The sequence below is a fragment of the Chryseobacterium sp. BGARF1 genome (genome assembly GCF_001677955.1).
Lineage (GTDB): Bacteria > Bacteroidota > Bacteroidia > Flavobacteriales > Weeksellaceae > Chryseobacterium.
In genome coordinates, this window is record NZ_LELA01000055.1 from 44,495 (window position 1) to 67,362 (window position 22,868).

Consider the following 22,868-nt stretch of genomic DNA (forward strand, 5'->3'; position numbering starts at 1 on the left):
GATATGGATAAAATGACTGCTTTAGAAAAATTTGGAGTTGATGTTTTTACGCAGCATAATATTTTCGAAAGAATATCTGTGGATAAACCCTTTCGTCCCGATAATCCGGCTTTTATATTCATTAAAAGCGGTTCTATAAAGCTTCGTCAACATTTCAATGATCTTGAGCTTACTGCAAATACTTTTATGGTAACAGATCCACAAACGGTTTATGAGATGATTTCTGTGAGTGATGATTTCCAGTCGAGAATGGTTTCTTATAAGCGTGAATTTATTTCTGCTTTGTCGTTGAAATTCAATAGGTTGATTACGTATCGATATTTCCGTCAGCAAATGAATGTGGGGGTTCCTTTTTCTAAAGATGATTTAGATTTAATTTGGAAAAGCGTTAACTTCTTAAAATCTATCTTAGATTCTGAAACTGAAATGACTTACAAAAAAGAGATTGTAGAGCATCTTTTTTCAGTTTTTTGCTATCAGATTGCAGGAATTATTTCTAATGAAGACAACAGCGCAATGAATCAAATGTCGAGACAGGAAGAAATTGTTTTTGTTTTTCTGAATGATCTCTCGTCTCATCATTTGAATAACAGAACGGTGGAGTTTTATGCCGAGCGGCAGTCGATTACAACCAGACATCTTTCATCAGTAGTAAAATCGGTGACAGGAAGGTCAGCAAGCCAAATCATTGCTTCTATAGTTATCAATGAAGCAAAAGTGTATTTGAATTCTTCTAAAATGCCTATTTCAGAGATCTCTACAATCCTTGGTTTCAGTGATCAATATTCATTTTCACACTTTTTTAAGAAACATTTAGAGCTGAGCCCGAGTCAGTACAGACAACAATATCAATAGCCGAATCCTACATTTGAACATCTTTTTCCAAAATTCAAACATTTGTTTGAACCTATGCTTCGCCTAACTTTGCATCTGTAAAGCAAGGTAAAATGGTAAAAAACATAAAAACAGCTCTATCAGTTCTGATAAGTCTTTTTCCTGCGCTGTTTTTTTCACAAGAAATAAAACAGATGACAGTGGATGAAGTTGCCCAATTGGCAATTCAAAATCATCAGCAACTTAAAGTTTCAGCTCAGAATATCGATATTGCCAAACAGCAGAAAGATATTACCAAACTTCAGAAACTTCCTACGATTACTGCTTCAACAAGCCAATTCTATTTGGGAAACGTAATGGCAATCGATAAAGATTTTTCCAACTCAACCACGATTCCGATGCCGCATTACGGAAGTTCGTATGGTGTTCAGGCGACTCAACTCATTTTCAAAGGAGGTTTGGTGAATAAATCTATTGAGTTAGCGGGACTTCGTGAACAGCTTTCAGAATTAGATTTTGAAAGTAGAAAACAGGATATCAAGTTTTTGGTAATTTCTAATTATTTAGATATTTATAAAATTTTAAATCAGGAAGTTGTTATTCAAAACAATAAAAAACTGGCTCAGGAAAGGCTGAAAAATATTCAGAAGTTTTATCAGCAAGGAATGGTTACCAGAAATGAAGTGATTCGTGGTGAATTGGCGATTAAAAATTTAGAGCAGGGAATGTTAACTTTAGTCAACAACAGAAAGATTCTCAATTATAATCTGAATATCGCTTTAGGATTAAATTCTGATACTCAAATTATTCCCGTAGAAAATTTAGGCAATAAAGAAACCGGAATCGGGATGGAGCATTATCTGAATTTGGCTCACGACAGCAATCCACAAATGAGATCTGCACAAACCAATATTGCCGTTGCTGATAAAAACATAGAAATCATTAAAACTGATAAAATGCCGACACTTTCAGGTTTTGGAGGATATACTTTGCAAAGACCAATTACCACAAGAAATCCTGTTTTGGATATGTATTCTAGCGGGTGGCAAGGTGGTGTTTCTTTGAGTTACAATATTGATAATTTATATAAAACCAAAAAAAGGGTGAAGCTTGGTGAACTACAGAAAAATCAGGCCAATGATGCAATGACCTTGGTGCAGCAGAATCTTGATATGTCTGTGAATGCAGCGTACACAAAATATCAGGAAGCGATCCAGCAAACTGCAATTCTGAATGATGCTAAAAGTTTAGCCGATGAAAACTACAAAATTACAGAAGCTAAATATCTTAATCAATTGGCTGTACAAGCTGAAATGATTGATGCACAACTTCAAAAACTACAGTCGGAATTGGATTTGGCGAATGCCGAAATCAATGTTCTATATCAATATTATAATCTGTTGAAATCAACAGGAACGCTTTAGCAATTTTTAATTATAGAAAAATTTAAACGCAAAGTTTTAAGATTCATGAAAATAAATAAAGTGGGCAAAGATGAATCAACAAGTTGATTTTATAAAGCTCCTGCATAAGCTTTGCGAAGCAAATTTATTTGCCTTTGCAGACTTAGAATCTCATGTGTCAGAATAAAATCTTTGCGTTTAAAAAATCAAAACGGAAATCTTTTTTAAGCGAAACGGCTTTGTGAAAATTAAAAAGAATTTAATAATAAAAACTCTGTGAACTTCGTGTTCAAAAACATACATCAAAACAATGGAAAACAAGGAACAAAATACTCAAGATAAACAACCTGCAGTTTCAAATACAGAAGCTAAGAAAAAGCAAAATAGAAAGAATAAAATAAGAGCCATCATCTCAAATATCATCGTTTTTCTGGTGATTGGTTTGGGTTTATTCTGGCTAATTCGTGAATACTTTCATATTGGTGATAAAACATATACCGAAGCTGCTCAAGTGGAGGAATTTATTAATCCAATCAATACTAGAGTTTCGGCTTATATCAATGAAATTAGATTTATCGAACATCAAACGGTAAAAAAAGGAGATACTTTGGTGATTTTAGACAAGAGAGAAATTCTTACTCAATTGGGTCAGGCTGAAGCGGCTTATCAAAATGCTTTAGCGCAAAAATCAGCAACAAGTTCATCGGTAAACACGGTTTCGAACAACGTAAGTGTTATGGAATCTAATATTGCCGGAGCAAAAGCCAGACTTTGGAATGCCGAACAGAATTTAAACCGATACAAAAATCTTTTAGCTTCGGAAGCAGTTACAAAACAACAATTTGACCAGGTGAAAACAGAATATGATGCTCAAAAAGCGGCGTACGAAACCTTGGTTAATCAGAAGCAGACCGCTAATCTTTCTACAACTGAAGTAAAAAGCAAATTAGGAATTAACGATGCGGAAATCAAAAGAACAAAATCTGCATTGGAAATGGCTAAAATCAATCTTTCTTATACCGTAATTACTGCGCCTTACGATGGAGTGATGGGAAGAAGATTGATTGCTGAAGGACAACTGATTCAGCCGGGTCAACAAGTAGGAACAATTGTTTTGAATAATCAAAAATGGGTAACTGCAAACTTTTTAGAAAGCCAAATGCCCAATATTAAAATCGGACAAAAAATAAAAATGACAGCCGATGCTTTAGGTAAAAAAGAATTTGAAGGTACAGTAACGGCGGTCTCTGCAGCTACGGGTTCTAGATATTCAAGTGTTCCGACTGATAACTCTACCGGTAACTTCATAAAAGTACAGCAGAGAATTCCCGTAAGAATTGAGTTTACAGCATCCAATAAAAAGGAAGATATCGCTAAACTTAGCGCAGGGATGAATATGAATGTTTCAATTAATTAAAATTAACGACTAAAAGATTTCAGATATCAGATTCCAGACTTGGTGTATGAAAAAATGAAGAATGCTGGAAATCTGATGTCTAATATCTGAAATCTAATATCTATAAAAAAATGTATAACAAAGGTCTTTTCAGCGATTGGGTTCCAAAGCCTGTTCAGCTGTTACTTATAGTTTTGATGCTTGTGGTCGTAATGCCTTTAGGAGGTGTTTATGCCGGGAATATCAGCTTTATGACGAGCGGAACCGGTCATCTTACTGAATATTTTATGTGGGCAAATTATGCCACAACTATTGGGATGGGAGCTTGTATGCCGGTTGTTCTCAGATTTAAAATGAGATATAAAGTGCGTGATAAAGTGGTGCTTTTATTGGTGCTTTTAGGCTTGTTAAGTTACATTAATGGGACTACAATGGAACCTGCAATTATCATTGTAAGTGCTTTGGTTATTGGATTTTTAAAAATGATGATTACTATTGAACTTTTTCTTCCTTTGATGGTCATCATGGGTGGAAGAGGGGTTTTCTACGGAGTATTTTATACATTCGTTTTAACTTTGACGCAGATTTCCGGTTACTATGCGGTAGAAATTTCGATGCTCTATAATTGGCAGCAATTTTTCATCATCGCATCGCTCCAGTGTTTCGTGATGGCTTTAATTTGCTGGATTTTTATGCATAATAAATATTTTGCTTTAAAAGTTCCGTTGCATTATATCGATTGGTTGAGTATTCTTTTATTTGTTTCTACTTTCATGTTTTCGGCTTATGTTTTTTCATTTGGAAAACAGCAGGATTGGTTGAATTCTACAAGGATTATCAATGCGAGTATTGCGGCATTTGTCAGCTTTGCTTTGTTGGCAATCCGTCAGATGACTTTGAAAAGACCTTATTTATCTTTCAAAATTTTCTCCCGAAGCAATGTTCAGAACGGATTATTTTTACTGTTTTGTTTAGGGATGTTCTTAGGAACAGCTTCCATTCAGAATATCTTTTCGGTCGGTATTTTAGGATATGATCAATTGACCAATGCCAAACTGAATCTGATGATGATTCCCGGATTAATTCTTGCCGGAATTGTCGCTGTTTACTGGTTTAAAAAAGAAAAGCCTCTCAAAATGTTCATCTTTTCAGGATTTTCTGCGATGATAGGGTATACGATTATCATGTACTTTTCAATGGTGCTCGAATTCAATTATGAAAGTTGGTACTTACCGATGTTTTTAAAAGGTTTTGGGATGGGATCGCTCTTTATTTCAGTGTGGTATTATACTTTAGATAAGTTGGAACTCGATGATATGTTGGCTGCGATCGGATTGGTTTTGGTTTGGCGTACATTTCTTGCGGTAGGATTTTTCTCAGCTTTATTTTCGTGGTTTCAATATCAGTTTCAGATTGAGAGTTTGGGTAATTTAGCGGTTTATTTAGATGGAATGACGCTTACTTCACAAAATCTTTCGGCCAATTTAAAAAGCATTCAGCTCAATGCAATTCTTTCAGCCAACAAGAAAATTTTCGGTTATATCATTGTTGTAGGTTTCGGAATTTTACTGTTTGTTTTTACGCATCATTTTGGGGAAGAAAAATTCAAATACCCAAGATTGATAAGACTCATCAGCGGAAAATCGGTCATTGCCAGAAGAAGATTACAAGAACGCAAAAGATTATTAGAAGATATAAAAGATGCAACCGGACCGGTCATCTAAAGATACCTTGTTTTTACTTGTAAAGTCTCGTTTTATTTTCAAAACGGGACTTTGCTTTTGGAGAACAATCACCATCAAAAATAAGTAGAATTATTACTTATTGATCATTGCCAATTACTCCTGTTTTCTGTAGCTTTTTCCCGCTATCCACTATATCTTTTGTTCCGCTTCGCTCCACAAAAGGATGCCGTTTTTATCGGGGCTAGAAAGTAGAAGTATATCAAAAATAACTCCCTATTAAAAAAAAAAAATATTCTAAAACCACCCCGTCTTCTCCCTTTGGTAGAATCCACCCCTCCAAAGGAGGGGAATTCAAAATGTTACCAAATTTATTACTATTTGCCACATTCAGGATATTTTCTACATTTGTGAGGTAATCTTCACAAAAACATGAAAAATATTTTATTATTCTTATTTCTCACTTTCTCACTTTTATCGTATTCGCAGGATAATTATGTGCACTCTATAACCAAGAAACAACAGTTTCTCAATCTTTCCGGGAAACCGCTTACCGATAAGTTTACCAATATGAAATCTGTAAAAGTGGTTTATGATTACGGTGCGAAAAAAATATACTTCTTTAACAGTACAAGGTATACCTATCATTACGATTTCTGCGTGCAGGTTTTGGGGTATAGCCAAGAAATTGGTGAGTTTAATAAAGAATCTTACAATCCTACCAACAAGAGAACTTATCTTCTTGCCAATATCAATTATTTAGAAGATTCTGATGATTGGGTGATGGAGTTGGCTGCTTCAGACGAGATGAATGCAGGTTTGATCAATTTCTTTTTTAATGAAGTAAATAAAAATGTGTTTTTCAAAGATAAGTTGAAGTTTTATCTGAATTCTCCGCATGTAATTGGCTTACATTCAAAAAAAGCATTAAAAATACCAGCAGTTTTCTCAGATTTTATTTTTAAAAGAATTACAGAACAGTCGATTGAAAATACTTCCAGTATTGGGATTCTTAAAAAATATGATTTACAGAAAAAGGAAGATTTCAATCCTAAATCTGATGAAATTATCATCATTAATACAACTCCTGAGTTTATTCCAACCGTTCGAGGAATTATTATTACAGAACTTCAAACCCCTTTAAGTCATTTGGTTTTGCTGGCAAAAAACAGAAATATTCCGGTGTATGTAGATACAAAAGTTTGGGAAAAGCAATCAGTTAATAATCTCTTAGGTAAGAAAGTAGAGTTGATTACAAAAGAAAATTCATATTCATTAAAAGCTTCACAAAAACCAATTCCAGTTAAGAAAGCGGTGAAAGAAATTATTCTGAAAAGAGACCTTTCGGTAACCGATTTAGTCGATCTTGAAACCGTCACTCCTTTAAATATTGTCAATTCTATCGGTTCAAAAGCTACAAATCTTGGACTTTTAAAACAGATTCAAAAAGAATTAAAGTCCTATAAAACTCCGGAATATGCTTTTGCAATTCCGTTTTATTATTTTGATCAGCATATTAAGGATAATCATTTTCAGGATAAAATCAATGCATTATATGCGATTCCTAAAGATTCTGTGAAACTTCTGGAAAAGGAATTAAAAGCATTTAGAAAAACAGTGAAAAATTCTAAAGTGAATCCTGAACTTTTGAAGAAAATAGAAGAAAAGCTCAATGCTCAAAATGATTTTAAAAACTTTAGATTCCGTTCTTCAACCAATGCTGAAGATATGGAAGGGTTCAATGGGGCTGGATTATACGATTCTAAAACTGCAATCATTGGAGACACTGAAAAAACTGTAGAAAAAGCTATTTTGGAAGTCTGGTCAAGTTTCTGGAATTTCCGTGCGTTTCAGGAACGCGATTTGTTTGGAATCGATCATGAAAGCTGTGCAATGGGAGTTTTGGTACACCGTTCTTTCCCAGACGAAAAAGCCAATGGGGTTTTGGTCACCAGAAATTTGTACCGTAATCAATATGCAGGAATTACCGTAAATGTTCAATTAGGAGAAGAATCTGTAGTGAAACCTGAGTCTGGCGTAACCTGTGACGAATTTTATTGTCATAATTTCAACGGATTTGGTTCGTTTGTGGTTGATTATCGTTCTACATCAAGCCTAAACAGTGGAAAACCGATTCTTACAGAAACAGAAATTAAAAAGTTATTTGATATTTCTCCTGTGTTAGAACGAAAACTATATCTTCTTTGGCAGAAACGGAAAATGGCAAAAAGAAGCTATCCTTTAGATATTGAATTCAAATATTTGGGAGACGAAAAGCAGTTGTACATTAAGCAGGCAAGAGCTTATATGGATTGAATTTTTTTAATATTTAATTATCAAAGTTTATAATAAACGCAAAGATGATGTTTCTTTATGATAATTTAAGGAGCAAAGATGAATCAATAAATTGATCTATAAAGCTTATGCATATTTCTTACGCTTAAGCAATTTGTTTGCTATTCTTTGCTTCTTAAATGTGATGCAATTTTATTAAAATTTTGCGTTATTAAATCATTAATGTGAAACCTTTAAAATCACAATATTATCATTCAAATTAATACTTTTAATATTATAGCTGAAGTTTTTCAATTTAGTTTTTTCGGTTAAAACTCTTTTGCGTTCTGCTTCTTCCAGTTGAAGGAAATCTAAAGAAGAAATAACTTCAATTGAATTTTTTTCAGAAACGATAGGTGATTTCTTTTCTAAATAATTTAAAACTAAATAAATCACAACAATCGAAATGTTAATACCTAAAAGGATTTCAAGATTTTTAATAGGCAAAAGACCGTCTAACAGGGAAAGTGTAATTGAAACAAAAAGGAAAACAATCGTCTGAATAGTAAAGGTTTCCGTTCTGAAACGCAGGATTGAGAAGATGGCAAAAAGGCCAAAACCAACCCCGAGACTATATTCTGCTTTCGTAAAAACCAGACACATGAAAAATGTACAGACACTGATCAATCCCAAAAGAGGATGTAATCTGATGTTACGGTTTCTGTTTGAAAAATAATAAAGAGTAAAGATCGATATACAAAGTATCGCTAAACGTTCAAAAAGTTCCTGTAGTTCCAAAATTGTGCTTTTAGTTTTGGCAAATATACAATTTAGAATGAATGATTTTTAGAAAAAAATAATGTTGTTATTTTTAGGTTGAAAATAAAGATAGCGCTCCTACGGAGCGCCACTTTGTAATTGTATCAATTTATTCTACACAGATTCTGCTCCATCGGAGCAGGTGAAAAAGACAAATATAAATTCTCAAACTATTGAGTAATTATATTTCTTTAATTATTGTTTTAAAAATTAATTTCTGAATAACTGTCTTACATCTGCAGAATCAAAAGTATAAGTTGCACTGTTTTCAGACTTATCTAATTTTTTGCTAATCGTCAAAGCCCATAAAACCAATTCTTTGCAGAAGTTTTTGTCTTCTTGGCTCAATTCTGATGCATTTTCTTCAATAACGGTTGTCAATGGAGTAATGCTGTTGAGTTTATTATAAAATTCTTCGTCGGTATCGGTATAATTGAGCTCCAAATGATTTTTGTTGAACCATTTGATTAAATCGGTATACGGAGTTTTGATGCCTTCTTTTTCTAATTTTGAAATGCGTGGAAAAATACTCTCAAACTGTACCATAACGGCTTTGTCAATTAATATTTTGGCAACATAATCTGCGCCTTCCTGTTCGCCTTCATAGACCAATTCAATCTTTCCGGTAATTGATGGAATAATCGACATGAAATCAAGCAGACGAACAGTAGTTTTATCGGTTCCGGTTTCTATTAATCGTAATTTTGCTGCTGCGACCAAGTTTTCCATTGCACTGATCGTCAAACGGGCACTTACGCCACTTTTCGCATCTACATATTCGCTGTCACGGGCTGCAAAAGCCACTTCTTCCAAAAGATCTTTTGCCAGATCAGGAATTTGGATTTTTGATTTATCTTCTGCAGAAACCTGAGCTTCCTGTTCGGTAATCTGTTTAGCAAGCGCAATGGTTTTTGGATAATGCGTAAAGATCTGCGATCCGATTCTGTCTTTCAACGGAGTGACAATGCTTCCACGATTGGTATAATCTTCTGGATTTGCCGTAAACACAAACTGAATATCCAAAGGCATTCTCAATTGAAACCCACGAATCTGAATGTCACCTTCCTGCAAAATATTAAATAGAGAAACCTGAATTCTAGCCTGTAGATCGGGTAATTCATTCAACACAAAAATCGAACGATTCGCTCTCGGAATCATTCCGTAATGTAAAACGCGCTCGTCGGAATAGGGTAGCTTTAAAGTTGCGGCTTTAATAGGGTCGATATCGCCAATTAAATCGGCAACATTTACATCCGGAGTTGCCAGTTTTTCAAAGAAACGATTCGAACGGTGAACCCAAGAAATTGGAGTTTCATCACCCAATTCAGCAATCAGATCTCTCGCAAATTTTGAAATTGGATTGAAAGGATTGTCATTAATTTCAGAACCTTTTACAATCGGCATATATTCATCTAAAAGATTCACCATGCTTCTTGCGATTCTGGTTTTTGCCTGTCCGCGTAATCCCAAAAGATTAATATGATGTCCGGCTAAAATTGCTTTTTTCAATTGTGGAACTACAGAATCTTCATACCCCCAAAGTCCTTCAAAAACGGGTTCTTTTGCTTTAATTTTTGCAATCAAATTCGCCTGGATTTCCTGACTGATGGTTTTATCTGTATATCCTGATTTTTTTAATTCTTTGAATGTTGTATCGTTTTTCATTTTTTGTAATGATGTTGTTATTAATGGTTGGGTGTTGGAAGATTGAAGCTGGAAGTTAAACTAATTAAGAAATCAATTGATGACTTTATTGAAATTTTGCCAAATATTGAACTGCAAACTTTACAAACACCCAACATCCAACTTCCATCACCCAGCTTTATATTCTCTTAATTCTATTCTTCTCGTAATCCTCAAAAATCATTTGTCCCAAACCTGAAAGTCCTGTAAGAAAAGCTTTTCCTTTATTTTGAGCGGTAAATGCATTCACAAATTGTCGCAGATAAGGATCTTGGGCAATCATAAAAGTGGTAATTGGAATCTTCAATTTTCTGGCTTGTGCCGCTTTGTTGAGGCATTCGGTTACAATTTTCTGGTCTAAACCTACACTGTTCATGTAATATTCACCGGTTGGAAGTTTCAGGCAACTCGGTTTTCCGTCGGTAATCATGAAAATCTGCTTGTTGGTATTTCTTTTTCTACGAAGAATATCCATTGCCAATTCTAATCCTGCAACGGTATTGGTGTGATACGGGCCAACTTGCAAATAGGGAAGGTCTTTGATTTTTATTGGCCATGCTTCGTTTCCAAAAACGATAATATCGATGGAATCTTTTGGGTATTTTCTTTTAATTAATTCCACTAAAGCCATTGCCACTTTTTTGGCGGGTGTGATGCGGTCTTCACCATACAAGATCATCGAGTGACTGATATCGATCATCAAAACCGTACTCATTTGAGCTTTATGTTTGGTCTCTTCTACGATGAGGTCGTCTTCGGTCATTCGTAAATCTGAAATTCCGTTGTTGATCTGTGCATTTTTCAAGCTTTCGGTCATATTGACGGTAGAAAGATCGTCGCCGTATTGGAAGTTTCTGTTTTCGCCATCACGCTCATCACCGACTCCAGATTTGTTGGTTCTGTGATTTCCGATGCCGCTTTTTTTAAGCTTTCCGAAGATCTGATCTAAGGCATATTCTCGTAAGGCGGCTTCCAGTTTGGCGGTAAGAATGTTTTTACCTTTTCCTTTTCCAGAATTTCCGTCTTCGGAATCGTCTTCTTTTTTGATGTAACCTCGCTTTCTGAGGTCTTCTTCAAAATCTTCAAGCGTATATTCGTCGGTGAAAATATCGTATTCTTTATCGAGCATATCGAGCCATTCAAAAGCTTCCTCAATATCTCCGGAAGTGTGGGTCAGCAAATCTTTAAACACATCAAAAACCCGGTCAAAATGCGAAATATCTTCCGGAATGTATTTGCTGAATGTAAATCCCTGTTGAAAATTTAAATGTTTATCTGTCATGAGATGAATCTCGTTTTTAGAAAAGACAAGTTAGGGAAATTTTGAAGGAATGGAATGGTTTTAAAAATAGAAAATATGGATGATGGCGATTTGTAAATGATATTCAATAAAGCTTAATGAAAGATTGAATGATTATTAGTAGCTACTATAAATATCACCATCTTTCAAACATGTTAAAATTAAAGTACCAATTTTAGAAATTTTAAATTCAATTCCATAATCACCACTCATGTGACTTCCTCTAATATATTGTGGTTTTGTAAATTCAAATGTAATAAGTCCAGAGTTAAGATAAGAATCAGTACTTCTATCACTTCTACTCATCCCTCTTTTTAAAAAGTCTTTAAAATCTACAATGTTTATTCTATTAATACTATTAACACATCTTAAAAAATCATTGTATTCAATTTTTTCTTCAAGAAATGATTTAAATAATTTACCAATATATTCTGATTTTTCATAATCTTCCGCATCATTCAATAAATAGAGTAATTTCTCGCCAACTTTGATTTTGTATTCGGAATCATGTTCAATCTTATTAATTTGTTTTGATCTTGATTGGTTTGAAGTGCCTTCCAATTGTTTTAAAAATGAGAGAATTTTTTTTGCAAATAATTTATCTTGAATCTCATTAATTATATTTTTCCCTTTAATTAAAAATCCTAAAATAGGAATATCTTTAAAAGAATCATTTTCAAGAAAATTTTCGAAAGTGATATCACCAATTTCGCTTATTAGTTCTATGAAATTATCACTTTTTATTGTTTCAATTATTTCTTTTTGAAGATTCATTATTCTAAAAGTTTAAATTCAAAGATACAAACATTTCGAGCCATTGAAACGAATTTAAATAGTTTTGGTTTTAGAATTAAATATAAAGGAAGTCTATTTGTAAATTCCAAAACCCTTATCTTTGCCCCATTAAAATTCAGCATGAAAGACTTAATGGGACGCGCAATCTGGGATTATTTTCACAATGAAAATCCTGAAGATCTGCAGACTGAAACTTCAATTTCCGAACTCGATGAGCTTCCGGTAGAATATCTTTTCAGAGATTTTGAAGGAATGAATAAAATCGAAAAGAAAGCTTTAAAACTAGCTGACGGAAAAGTTTTAGATATCGGAGCAGGAGCGGGTTCACATTCTTTATATCTTCAAAATGAAAGAAATTTAGAGGTTACTGCTTTAGATATTTCGCCAAGATCAATTGAGGTTTGTCAATCAAGAGGAATTCAAAAGGCGGTTGCTCAGAATATGCTTGAGTTTTCTGGTGAAACTTTTGATACAATTCTTTTATTAATGAATGGAACCGGAATTTTTCAAAGTTTGAAAGTAATTGATATTTATCTTAAAAAACTTCATTCTTTATTAAATAAAAACGGACAAATTCTTATTGACAGTACCGATATTCTCTATATGTTCGATGCCGATGAAGACGGCGGAGTTTACATTCCTGCAGAAGGATATTATGGTGAATTGGATTATATTGTTCATTACAAAGGGGAGTCTGAAGATCCTATCAAATGGCTGTATCTTGATTTTAATACTTTAAAAAATGCTGCGGAAAATAACGGTTTTAAAATAGAAAAAGTTATTCAGGATGAAGATTCTTATCTGGCAAAACTGACGAAGAAATAATTTGATTTTTAAATCATAAGTCTTTATTTTTACAATAAATTGAAAGTCAATTCCGATGAGGTTTTGACTTTTTATTTTAGATTAAATCCAAATTGTGTTTTTAATCAATTGATTTATAATTGATTGTATTGTAGTTTTTTTTAAGAGTAAAGAACTGAACTTTTCACGGAATCATTTTTGTATTTATAACTATAATCACACTTAAATATACAATTATGAATACCAACAGACTTTCACCTGCGCTGGAAAAAGCATTGAGCGACCAGATGAATAAAGAAATTCACGCTTCACACACATTTTTATCGTACGGAATTTGGGCAGATGATAAAGGTTATCAGGGAATTGCCAATTTTTTATACCGTCATTCGCAGGAAGAGAGAAATCATTCCATAAAATTTATGGAGTACGTTTTAAACAGGGGTGGAAAACCAAAAGTGGATGCCATTCCGGCTCCGCCTGCAGATCCGGAAACTTTATCGGCTTGTTTCGATGGTGTTTTTCAACATGAAGTAGATAATACGACCTCTATTTACAGGCTTGTAGATTTGGCTTTGGAAGAAAAAGACTGGGCAACATGGAATTTTATGCAATGGTTTGTTCAGGAACAAATCGAAGAAGAAACTTTAGCTTCCAATTTAATAGATAAACTGAAAATTGCGGGTGGTGACAGAGCTACAGATGAATCATTATTCAACTTAGACAGTGCAATGGCATCAGCTCCGAATGATGTTCCGCTGGCTCAGGATGCAACGGGAACCAATCCATAAATGCAAATAGCAAAAAAAAATATTTCTGAAGATCCGTCAAATTATTGGCGGATTTTTTTATTATGAATTCCACCGTAAAATCACTATATTTGCAGGCTGAAAGCGAAAGGTAATATCATCTTGAGCTTTAAACCTTAAACTTTGAATCTAACGTTATGAAATGTGGAATCGTAGGCTTACCGAATGTAGGTAAATCAACTCTTTTTAACTGCTTAAGCAATGCTAAAGCGCAGTCAGCTAATTATCCTTTCTGTACTATCGAGCCTAACTTGGGAACGGTTTCTGTACCGGATCAGAGATTATTTGAGCTTGAAAAATTGGTAAATCCTGAAAGAGTTTTGCCAGCTGTTGTAGAGATCGTAGATATTGCAGGTCTTGTAAAAGGAGCGAGTAAAGGAGAAGGTTTAGGAAACCAATTCTTGGCAAACATTCGTGAGTGTGAAGCGATTATTCATGTTTTAAGATGTTTTGAAAACGGAAATATTATCCACGTTGAAGGTTCAGTAGATCCTTTGAGAGATAAAGATATTATCGATATCGAGCTTCAGTTAAAAGATTTGGAAACAGTGGGTAAAGCTGTTGAAAAAGCGAAAAAATTCATCAAATCTGGTAAGAAAGAAGATTTATTAACCTACGAAACACTTCAAAATCTTCAGAAACATCTTGAAGACGGTAGAAATGCAAGAGAATTTGCAATGGATGATTTTGCAAAGTCGGTAATTGGTGAAGTTCAACTTTTAACTAATAAACCAGTTCTTTACGTTTGTAATGTGGATGAAAATTCTATTAAAAACGGAAACGAATGGATTGCAAAGATTGAAGAAATGGCTAAAGGTGAAGGTGCTGAAACAGTAGTTTTGGCAGCTCAAATCGAAGCTGATATTAATGAACTTGAAACTTTCGAAGAAAGAGAGATTTTCTTGGAAGAATTAGGTCTTACAGAGCCTGGAGTAAACCGTTTGATTAGAAAAGCTTATGATTTATTAAAGCTACAAACGTATTTTACAGCAGGTGTAAAAGAAGTAAGAGCTTGGACGATTGGACAAGGTTGGACGGCTCCTCAAGCTGCAGGAGTAATTCACACAGATTTCGAAAAAGGTTTCATCCGTGCAGAAGTAATCAGATACAATGATTATGTAACGTATGGTTCTGAAGCAAAAGTAAAAGAAGCTGGAAAGCTTTCTGTAGAAGGTAAAGAATACATCGTTCAGGACGGTGATATCATGCACTTCAGATTTAATGTTTAAAAATATTAAAAGTTAGTTATATAGTATTTTAAAATACGCTTCCATGAATTTGGGAGCGTTTTTTTTATATATTAGTAAAAACATTTTATGAGATATTTATTTTTCTTACTTCTAATTGTTTCGTGTTCAAAAAGCTTGGAAGAAAGGTGTTTTATACCTTCTGATAATCATTGGGCTAAACATTTTAAAAATGATGAAAATCTAATAATTGATAATCACGATATGCAAGTACAGAAAAATGATGTAAAAAAGATTATTGCAGAAAAGCCGGATTATTTGCAGGTTGTTAATCTCAAAAAATTTAGAAGCTTTAAAAAAGACAGTCTAGGATCGAAATCGGAAGAGATTATGGAAAAGAGATGGAAAGAATATGATTCGGAATTCAAAACATTTAATAATAAATTTTCAGAACAATTTACTTTTTCTAATCAGCAAAAAATCGTAAATGTAATGTATGCTTTTGGTAGAAACCAGCTCGGATTTTGGCTTTGTAAAATAGAAAATGAAAAACCTTCTGCTTATTTTTTAGGATTAAGCTTTAGTCATTATTATATTAATGAAATTCAGGAAAAGCCGATTGTTAATAATGGTTTTTTAGAGCTTGAAGGAAGTTTTGTTAAAATCGTAAAAGTTCCAGGTTTGCCAGGTTATGATGGTTATTCAGCAATTGAAGATGGAAAACTATTCAAAATAAAATTAGAAGATTTAGTAAAAGATTCTGACCACGACGGTTATAACGATATTTTTGAAAAAAGCTTTGGTTTAAATCCTAATAATAAAGATACCGATGGAGATGGAATGGATGATTTTAATGATTTGAATCCAATGTTTAAATCTGAAAAGAATAAGTTTACCCAGCTTTATGAAACGTTGTTACCTGATTACCAATCTGAAAATCTTAGTAATAAAAACTACTATTTTGAAATTTTCATTAGTGATTGTGATTATTTTCATCAAATAAGCCCTAAATATCATGTTTTGTTTAGTCCTGAAGATTCAAAATCAAAAACTGATTTTTTAAAAGTTACCGATGTCTCATCACACGGAATAGGAAAAATTAAAAGAAATAAAAATAATCCTAATATTTTTTATATAAAAGAGTGGGGAAACAGTAGCTCTACGGATTATTCTGCCGAATATAAAAATGGAAAATGGATTTTAGAAATTGCTGGAGGATATGTAACTTAACTTATATTTCATAAATTCCTATATTTGAATTATACAAATTCCGCATTATGGAAAAATTAGCTCATGCTTCTCTGGAAGATTTTTATCTTGAAATGACTAAAGGATTGGGAAAGGATATGGAAAGTATCTTTCCGAAAGGTCTTCACAAAGATATTGGCCATTTTAATGTGTTTGATATTGCGCAGACCATTGCCAATGTTAAAAAGACCTCCGAAATGCCTTACAACAGAAGGAAATATTATAAGATTAGTTTAATTAGAGGAAAAAATAGGGCAGAATATGCAGATAAAGTAATCTCCATAAAAAAGAATGCTTTGCTTTTTGCAACCCCGAAAGTTCCTTATCATTATGTGCCAGAAGACGAGAATCAGTCAGGAAATTTTTGTGTTTTTACAGCGGATTTTTTTACTAAAAATGCTTCGAAAAATATTCTTGAAGACTTGCCTTTGTTTCAGCCGGGTACGATTCCTGTTTTTGAAATTGAGGATGCGATGGCGGATGAAATTGATTTTCTATTTTCGAAAATTAAAAAAGAAATAGATTCTGATTATGAATTTAAATATGATTTAATTCGAAATTATGTTTCAGAACTGATTCATTACGGACAAAAATTACAACCTGCAGAAAAAGTGGGAAATTCACACAATGCAGCAGTGAGAGTGGTTTCTCTGTTTATCGAATTGTTAGAAAGACAGTTTCCAATCGAATCTCCCAGTCAAAGAATTCAGCTGAAAGTAGCCAATGATTTTGCAGAAAGATTATCCATTCATGTCAATTATTTAAATAAGAATTTAAAAGAAAATACAGGAAAAACGACCACCGAATTTATTGCAGACCGATTGGTTCAGGAGGCTAAAATATTATTAAAACAAACCAATTGGAATATTTCCGAAATTTCTTACGCTTTAGGTTTTGAAGAGATTGCTCATTTTTCTAATTTCTTTAAACGGAAAACTGCATTTACACCCATGGAATTTAGGGCGTGATTTGAATTTTGCAAATTTCAGATTGATTGGAGTAAATAAATAAATCTGAAATTGACTCAACTTTGTACCATCAAAAAAAATCAATTATGGAAAACAGAACAAAAATTGCCCTTGTTACAGGAGCAAGTCGTGGATTAGGAAAAAATTCAGCGTTAAAAATTGCACAAAAAGGTCTTGATGTAATCATTACTTACAACAGCAACAAGGAAGAAGCTGAAAAAGTGGTGGCAGAAATTGAAGCTTTAGGTCAAAAAGCAATCGCATACCAATTGGATACAAGAAATACAAAAAGTTTTGAGGAATTTGTAAAGAATGTAGGTGATCATTTGGAGAAAAATACAGGAAGCCGAAATATAGATTTTCTAATTAATAATGCCGGAACCGCTTTATATGCTCCCATCACAGATACTACGGAAGAACAGTTGGACGAAATGGTGGATATTCACTTCAAAGGAGTTTTCTTTTTAACTCAGAAATTTTTGCCTTTCATTAATGATGATGGCGGAATTGTAAATATCTCTTCAGGCTTGGCGAGATTTGCCTTGCCGGGTTCATCTGTTTATGGTTCGTTAAAAGCTGGAGTCGAAATGATGACTAAATATCTGGCAAAAGAATTGGGCTCAAGAAAAATTAAAGCAAACGTGGTCGCTCCGGGCGCTATTGAAACTGATTTTGGAGGCGGAAGAACCCGTGACGATAAAAATATGAATGCATTGGTGGCAAACAATACAGCTTTAGGCAGAGCAGGGCTTCCCGATGATATTGGCGGAGTGGTTGCATTTTTATGCACCGAAGATGCACGTTGGATTACGGCTCAAAGAATTGAAGCTTCCGGCGGAATGTTTTTTTAAAATAATATAAGGAGTCGAAAATATTGGCTCCTTTTTGTTATCTTTAATAGATGAAATGACATTAGATTCAGCGATAATTTTATGATGATTAAAGAGTTTTTAGATCAGTTTCCTTATATTTTGGTTGGGATTGAAATTTTATACTTTGCAGGTGTTTTTTTTCTTGCAGCTAAAATTATTATAGATACAAAGACCACGAGTAAGACGCTGGCTTATCTTATGCTGATTGTTTTCCTTCCTTTTGTAGGGATTATCATCTACTTTGTATTTGGCGTCAATTATCGAAAGAATAAATTTTACACTTTTAAAATTGAAGGGAATGATGAAGTTTTCAGACGAGGTTTACAATATGTTAAAGAAACTCATTACGCAACACTAAACAGTCGGAAAGACGAGCTGGATCATTTTATAACCACGATTAATTTTCTTTATCATTCTGGGTTTTCGCCTTTAACGCAGGAAAACGAAGTGGAAGTATTGGTGAATGGAGAAGAAAAGTTTGCTAAAGTGTTTGAGGTCATCAAAAAGGCAAAACATCACATCCATTTAGAATATTACATCTACGAAAATGATGATATTGGAAATAAACTGGCTGATCTACTTGTGCTAAAAGCAAAGAATGGAGTAGTCGTTCGTTTTCTTTATGATGATATGGGCAGTGGGAAAATAGGGAAAAAGTTATTAAACAGATTAAAAGAAGCGGGTGTAGAAACTTCTCCCGTTAATAAAATTACTTTTCGAGTTTTTGCCAACAGAGTAAATTATCGAGATCACAGAAAAATTATTATTGTAGACGGAAAAGAGGTTTTTACGGGTGGTATCAATGTTTCGGATAAGTATATTAATCCTAATTCCAAACAATATTGGCGCGATATTCATTTGTATATTAAGGGAAATGGTGCTTTTTATTTTCAGTATTTATTCTTAAGTAACTGGACCTTTGCTACTGAAAAGATCCCCAAATTATCACAGGAATATTTTAAATATGAAAATTTAGGTTCGGAAAATAAAATAGTTCAGGTTGCAGCCAGTGGACCCGATACAAAACCTTCTATCATGCTGAGTACAACTTCGGCCATTCTTTCGGCTAAAGAAAAAGTATATATCGTGACACCTTATTTTATTCCTGTAGAAACGGTTTTGAATGCAATAAAACAAGCTGCTCTTTCTGGTCTCGATGTGAGATTAATGGTTCCGAAATCAGGAGATTCTGTGATTGTAAACGCAGCTGCTTACTCTTATTATGAAGAATTGCTCGAAAATAATGTTCGTATTTTCTTTTACAAAAAAGGGTTTATTCATGCTAAAACAATGGTAATAGATGATGATTTTTCTTGTGTGGGAACTGCCAATATGGATGTTCGGAGTCAGGAACTTAATTTTGAAGTAAATACACTTATTTTTGATAAAGAAGTTAATCAGAAACTACAAAGTGTATTTCTCGGAGATATTGATGATTGTGATGAAATTATATTGAATGAATGGAAAAAACGGTCAAAATATAAAGTTTTCTTCGAACATTTGGCGAGACTGCTTTCTCCACTCATCTGATTTAAATAGAATTTGAAATTAAATTTTAGCTAAATTTTCAATCGCCTTTTCTAAAGTTTCATTCTTTTTTGCAAAACATAGTCTGATTACATTTTCATTGAGTTTATCTTTATAAAAAGCCGAAAACGGAATACTTGCCACTTTGTAATCAATCGTTAATTCTGTAGCGAAATCAAAATCATTTTTATCTGAAATTTTATCATATTTCAACGCCTGAAAATAAGTTCCTTCACAACCGAGGAGTTCAAAAGAAGTTTGAGCTAAACCTTGTCTTAAAAAATCTCTTTTTTTCTGGAAAAACTGATTCAGTTGATTGTAGTGTTCGTTATTTTTCATGTATTCTCCTAAAGCCATCTGAAGAGGAGTGTTCACGCAAAAAACATTGTATTGATGTACTTTTCTGAATTCATCGGTCAAAGCTTTTGGTGCGGCACAATATCCTATTTTCCAACCTGTGATGTGGAATAATTTCCCGAAAGAGGCAACTAATAGACTTCTTTCTTTGAGTTCAGGATATTTACAAATGCTTAAATGTTGGTTTCCGTCAAAGACAATGTTTTCGTAGACTTCATCGCTTAAGATTAAAATATTGGTGTCTTTTACTATTTTAATTAATTCCTGAATGTCATTTTCTTTTAAAATCTTTCCTGAAGGATTGTTCGGGTTGTTCAGAATGATCATTTTTGTTTTTTCTGAAATCAAATTTCTTACAACATTCCAATCGATTTCGTAATCTGGAGCTTTCATTTGAAAACGTTTTACAATTCCACCAAAAAGTTCTACGGTTGGTTCGTAACAATCATAAGCTGGTTCAAAAATAATCACTTCATCATCTTTTTGTACGAAAGTGGCAATTGCTGTGAAGATCGCTTGAGTTCCGCCCGCGGTAATTGTGATCTCAGATTCGGGGTGGTAAATTGCACTGTGGCTGTTCTCTATTTTCCTAGCGATTTCTTCTTTTAAACCTATAATTCCTCCCAAAGGTGAGTATTGATTAAACCCTTTTTTGATGAAATCATTTGCTAAATTCAGTAATTCAAAATCAGTTTCAAAATCCGGAAATCCCTGTGAAAGATTGATTGCCTGATGTTGATTAGCTAATTGAGACATTTGGGTGAATATAGTTGTTCCCACATTGGGAAGTTTCGAAGAAGGAAGTTGTATCATTTAAAATTCTTTATGAATCTAAATTAAAGCAAATTTTCAAATATTCAGATTAAATGAGTAAAAATGTGTAGCTCAATTTTTAAACTTTAGTAAAAAATAATAATAAATAGAAACTTAAAAATTCGGATATTTTTCGGCGTTTTTGTACTTTTGTATGTTTGCTGAAATAATATATGTCACAAGAAATACAACCTATCTATTCTGAAGATAATATCAGAACCCTCGATTGGCAGGAACATATCCGTTTGCGTCCCGGTATGTATATCGGAAAGCTTGGCGATGGCTCGTCTGCTGATGATGGTATTTATATTTTACTGAAAGAAATTCTGGATAATTCGATTGATGAATTTAGAATGAAATCGGGTAAAAGAATTGAAATAAAAGTCGATGACGGAAAAGTAATGATTCGAGATTTTGGTCGTGGAATTCCTCTAGGGAAAGTGGTCGATGCTGTTTCAAAAATGAATACCGGAGGTAAATATGACAGCAAGGCGTTTAAAAAATCTGTTGGTTTAAATGGTGTCGGCACAAAAGCAGTGAATGCACTTTCAGATTATTTCCGTGTGCGTTCTTTCCGTGACGGTAAAATGAAAATTGCAGAATTTTCGAGAGGTTTAATAACCGAAGAATACGAAGAAAAAGAAACTTCAGACAGAAACGGGACTGAAATTTTATTTACTCCTGATTCTGAAATTTTTCTTCACTATAAATATCGAAAAGAGTATATCGAAAGAATGCTCCGCAATTATGCGTACCTGAATCCGGGATTGAAAATTATTTTTAATGGCGAAACTTTCTATTCCGAAAACGGTTTGAAAGATTTGTTGGATGAAGAGCTTGAAAACGAAACACTTTACCCGATTATTCACCTGAAAGATAATGATATTGAAGTAGCGATTACACATACCGATAAATCGCAGACAGAAACGTATTTTTCATTCGTTAACGGACAAAATACAACGCAGGGTGGAACGCATTTGAATGCTTTCCGTGAAGCATATGTAAAAACCATCAGAGAATTTTTTAATAAAAATTTTGATGCTTCTGATATAAGAAAATCAATTGTTGCAGCGATTTCGATTAACGTTGAAGAACCGGTTTTTGAATCTCAGACGAAAACAAAATTAGGTTCGAATGATATGGGGCCAAACGGGCCAACAGTTCGTACGTTTATCATTGATTTCTTAAAAAATAAATTAGATAATTTCTTGCATAAAAATCCTGAAATTGCAGAAGCGATTCAGAGAAAAATTTTAATTTCAGAAAGAGAAAGAAAAGAACTTTCGGGAATTCAAAAACTGGCAAGAGAAAGAGCAAAAAAAGTATCGCTTCACAATAAAAAGCTTCGTGACTGCAGACAGCATTACAATGACCAAAAAGCAGAAAGAAAAGCAGAAACCCAAATCTTTATAACCGAGGGAGATTCTGCATCTGGATCAATTACAAAATCAAGAGATGTCGATACGCAAGCTGTATTTTCATTAAAAGGTAAACCATTAAACTGCTATGGTTTAACGAAGAAAGTGGTGTACGAAAATGAAGAATTTAACTTGCTGCAAGCTGCTTTAAATATTGAAGAAAGTCTTGAAGATTTACGTTACAATCAGGTGATTATCGCAACCGATGCCGATGTCGACGGTATGCACATCAGGCTTTTGATGATTACATTCTTCCTTCAGTTTTTTCCGGATGTAATTAAAAACGGACATTTATTTATTCTTCAGACTCCATTATTCAGAGTTAGAAATAAAAAAGAAACGAGATATTGCTATTCTGAGCTTGAAAGAGTGAAAGCTTTAAATGAGTTGGGCAAAAACCCTGAAATTACCAGATTTAAAGGGCTGGGAGAAATCTCACCAGATGAGTTCAAACATTTTATTGGAAAAGATATCCGTTTAGAACCCGTAGTTTTAGGAAAAGATCAGACGATTGAGCAGCTTTTAGAATTTTATATGGGTAAAAATACACCTGATCGACAAGTATTCATTCTTGAAAATTTGGTAGTTGAAGATCAGGATATTAACAAAAAAGAGATTTTGGATGAAGCAGGGGTTTAATAAATATAAAAATTAATCCTGTACAAAACTAAAATAAATATGA

The 22,868-nt window shown here is 33.5% G+C and carries 18 protein-coding genes; 13 read left to right on the forward strand and 5 right to left on the reverse strand.

The genetic code is table 11. From position 1 onward, the window contains the following. Window positions 1-3: 3 nt before the first annotated feature. From AB671_RS10495 to AB671_RS10515, 5 genes are all read left to right on the forward strand, one after another. Window positions 4-855, forward strand: a complete 852-nt coding sequence (locus AB671_RS10495; protein ID WP_228390912.1) for a helix-turn-helix domain-containing protein — start codon at window positions 4-6, stop codon at window positions 853-855. A gap of 92 nt (window positions 856-947) precedes the next feature. After that, window positions 948-2,258 (forward strand): TolC family protein, encoded by a 1,311-nt coding sequence (locus AB671_RS10500; protein ID WP_066677225.1) that lies wholly within the window; start codon window positions 948-950, stop codon window positions 2,256-2,258. Window positions 2,259-2,547: 289 nt separating this feature from the next. Continuing rightward, the gene (locus AB671_RS10505; RefSeq protein WP_066677220.1) at window positions 2,548-3,654 is read left to right on the forward strand and encodes an HlyD family secretion protein; all 1,107 of its coding nucleotides are present in this window, start codon (window positions 2,548-2,550) and stop codon (window positions 3,652-3,654) included. Between the two features lie 110 nt (window positions 3,655-3,764). Further along, window positions 3,765-5,357: a transporter gene (locus tag AB671_RS10510; protein ID WP_066677217.1), complete on the forward strand. Its 1,593-nt coding sequence runs from the start codon at window positions 3,765-3,767 to the stop codon at window positions 5,355-5,357. A 390-nt stretch (window positions 5,358-5,747) separates the two neighbouring features. After that, window positions 5,748-7,631 (forward strand): PEP/pyruvate-binding domain-containing protein, encoded by a 1,884-nt coding sequence (locus AB671_RS10515; protein ID WP_066677215.1) that lies wholly within the window; start codon window positions 5,748-5,750, stop codon window positions 7,629-7,631. A 198-nt stretch (window positions 7,632-7,829) separates the two neighbouring features. Here the strand turns inward: AB671_RS10515 and AB671_RS10520 are convergent, their stop codons facing one another. From AB671_RS10520 to AB671_RS10535, 4 genes are all read right to left on the reverse strand, one after another. Then, window positions 7,830-8,387, reverse strand: coding sequence for a DUF4956 domain-containing protein (locus tag AB671_RS10520; protein WP_066677213.1), 558 nt, complete (start codon window positions 8,385-8,387; stop codon window positions 7,830-7,832). Between the two features lie 231 nt (window positions 8,388-8,618). Next, complete coding sequence (locus tag AB671_RS10525; protein WP_066677212.1) at window positions 8,619-10,073, reverse strand: sigma 54-interacting transcriptional regulator; 1,455 nt, start codon at window positions 10,071-10,073, stop codon at window positions 8,619-8,621. 157 nt (window positions 10,074-10,230) lie between these two features. Further along, complete coding sequence (locus AB671_RS10530; protein WP_066677211.1) at window positions 10,231-11,373, reverse strand: vWA domain-containing protein; 1,143 nt, start codon at window positions 11,371-11,373, stop codon at window positions 10,231-10,233. Between the two features lie 135 nt (window positions 11,374-11,508). Beyond that, window positions 11,509-12,165 carry a hypothetical protein gene (locus AB671_RS10535; protein ID WP_066677210.1) on the reverse strand — a complete coding sequence of 219 codons (657 nt, stop codon included), beginning with the start codon at window positions 12,163-12,165 and terminating at the stop codon, window positions 11,509-11,511. A 141-nt stretch (window positions 12,166-12,306) separates the two neighbouring features. Here AB671_RS10535 and AB671_RS10540 point away from each other — a divergent pair, with 141 nt between their 5' ends. The 7 genes from AB671_RS10540 to cls all read left to right on the forward strand — a co-directional run bounded on the left by AB671_RS10540 (window position 12,307) and on the right by cls (window position 19,601). Continuing rightward, window positions 12,307-13,011: a class I SAM-dependent methyltransferase gene (locus tag AB671_RS10540; protein WP_066677208.1), complete on the forward strand. Its 705-nt coding sequence runs from the start codon at window positions 12,307-12,309 to the stop codon at window positions 13,009-13,011. 215 nt (window positions 13,012-13,226) lie between these two features. After that, window positions 13,227-13,778, forward strand: a complete 552-nt coding sequence (locus tag AB671_RS10545) for a ferritin (RefSeq protein ID WP_066677206.1) — start codon at window positions 13,227-13,229, stop codon at window positions 13,776-13,778. A gap of 155 nt (window positions 13,779-13,933) precedes the next feature. Continuing rightward, window positions 13,934-15,025: a redox-regulated ATPase YchF gene (gene ychF, locus AB671_RS10550; RefSeq protein WP_066677202.1), complete on the forward strand. Its 1,092-nt coding sequence runs from the start codon at window positions 13,934-13,936 to the stop codon at window positions 15,023-15,025. A gap of 87 nt (window positions 15,026-15,112) precedes the next feature. Next, window positions 15,113-16,213: a hypothetical protein gene (locus tag AB671_RS10555; protein WP_066677200.1), complete on the forward strand. Its 1,101-nt coding sequence runs from the start codon at window positions 15,113-15,115 to the stop codon at window positions 16,211-16,213. Window positions 16,214-16,260: 47 nt separating this feature from the next. Continuing rightward, window positions 16,261-17,199, forward strand: coding sequence for a helix-turn-helix domain-containing protein (locus AB671_RS10560; RefSeq protein WP_066677198.1), 939 nt, complete (start codon window positions 16,261-16,263; stop codon window positions 17,197-17,199). Between the two features lie 86 nt (window positions 17,200-17,285). Further along, on the forward strand, window positions 17,286-18,050 hold the full coding sequence (locus AB671_RS10565) for an SDR family NAD(P)-dependent oxidoreductase (RefSeq protein ID WP_066677196.1): 765 nt from the start codon (window positions 17,286-17,288) through the stop codon (window positions 18,048-18,050). Between the two features lie 81 nt (window positions 18,051-18,131). Continuing rightward, a complete protein-coding gene (gene cls, locus AB671_RS10570) occupies window positions 18,132-19,601 on the forward strand; it encodes a cardiolipin synthase (RefSeq protein WP_228390911.1) in 1,470 nt (489 codons plus the stop codon). An 18-nt stretch (window positions 19,602-19,619) separates the two neighbouring features. On the opposite strand, the gene AB671_RS10575 is transcribed toward cls, so the two are convergent. Continuing rightward, a complete protein-coding gene (locus AB671_RS10575; protein WP_066677193.1) occupies window positions 19,620-20,768 on the reverse strand; it encodes a methionine aminotransferase in 1,149 nt (382 codons plus the stop codon). Between the two features lie 173 nt (window positions 20,769-20,941). On the opposite strand from AB671_RS10575, the gene AB671_RS10580 reads away from it, so the two are divergent. Next, window positions 20,942-22,825, forward strand: a complete 1,884-nt coding sequence (locus AB671_RS10580; protein ID WP_066677191.1) for a DNA topoisomerase IV subunit B — start codon at window positions 20,942-20,944, stop codon at window positions 22,823-22,825. Window positions 22,826-22,868: the final 43 nt, after the last annotated feature.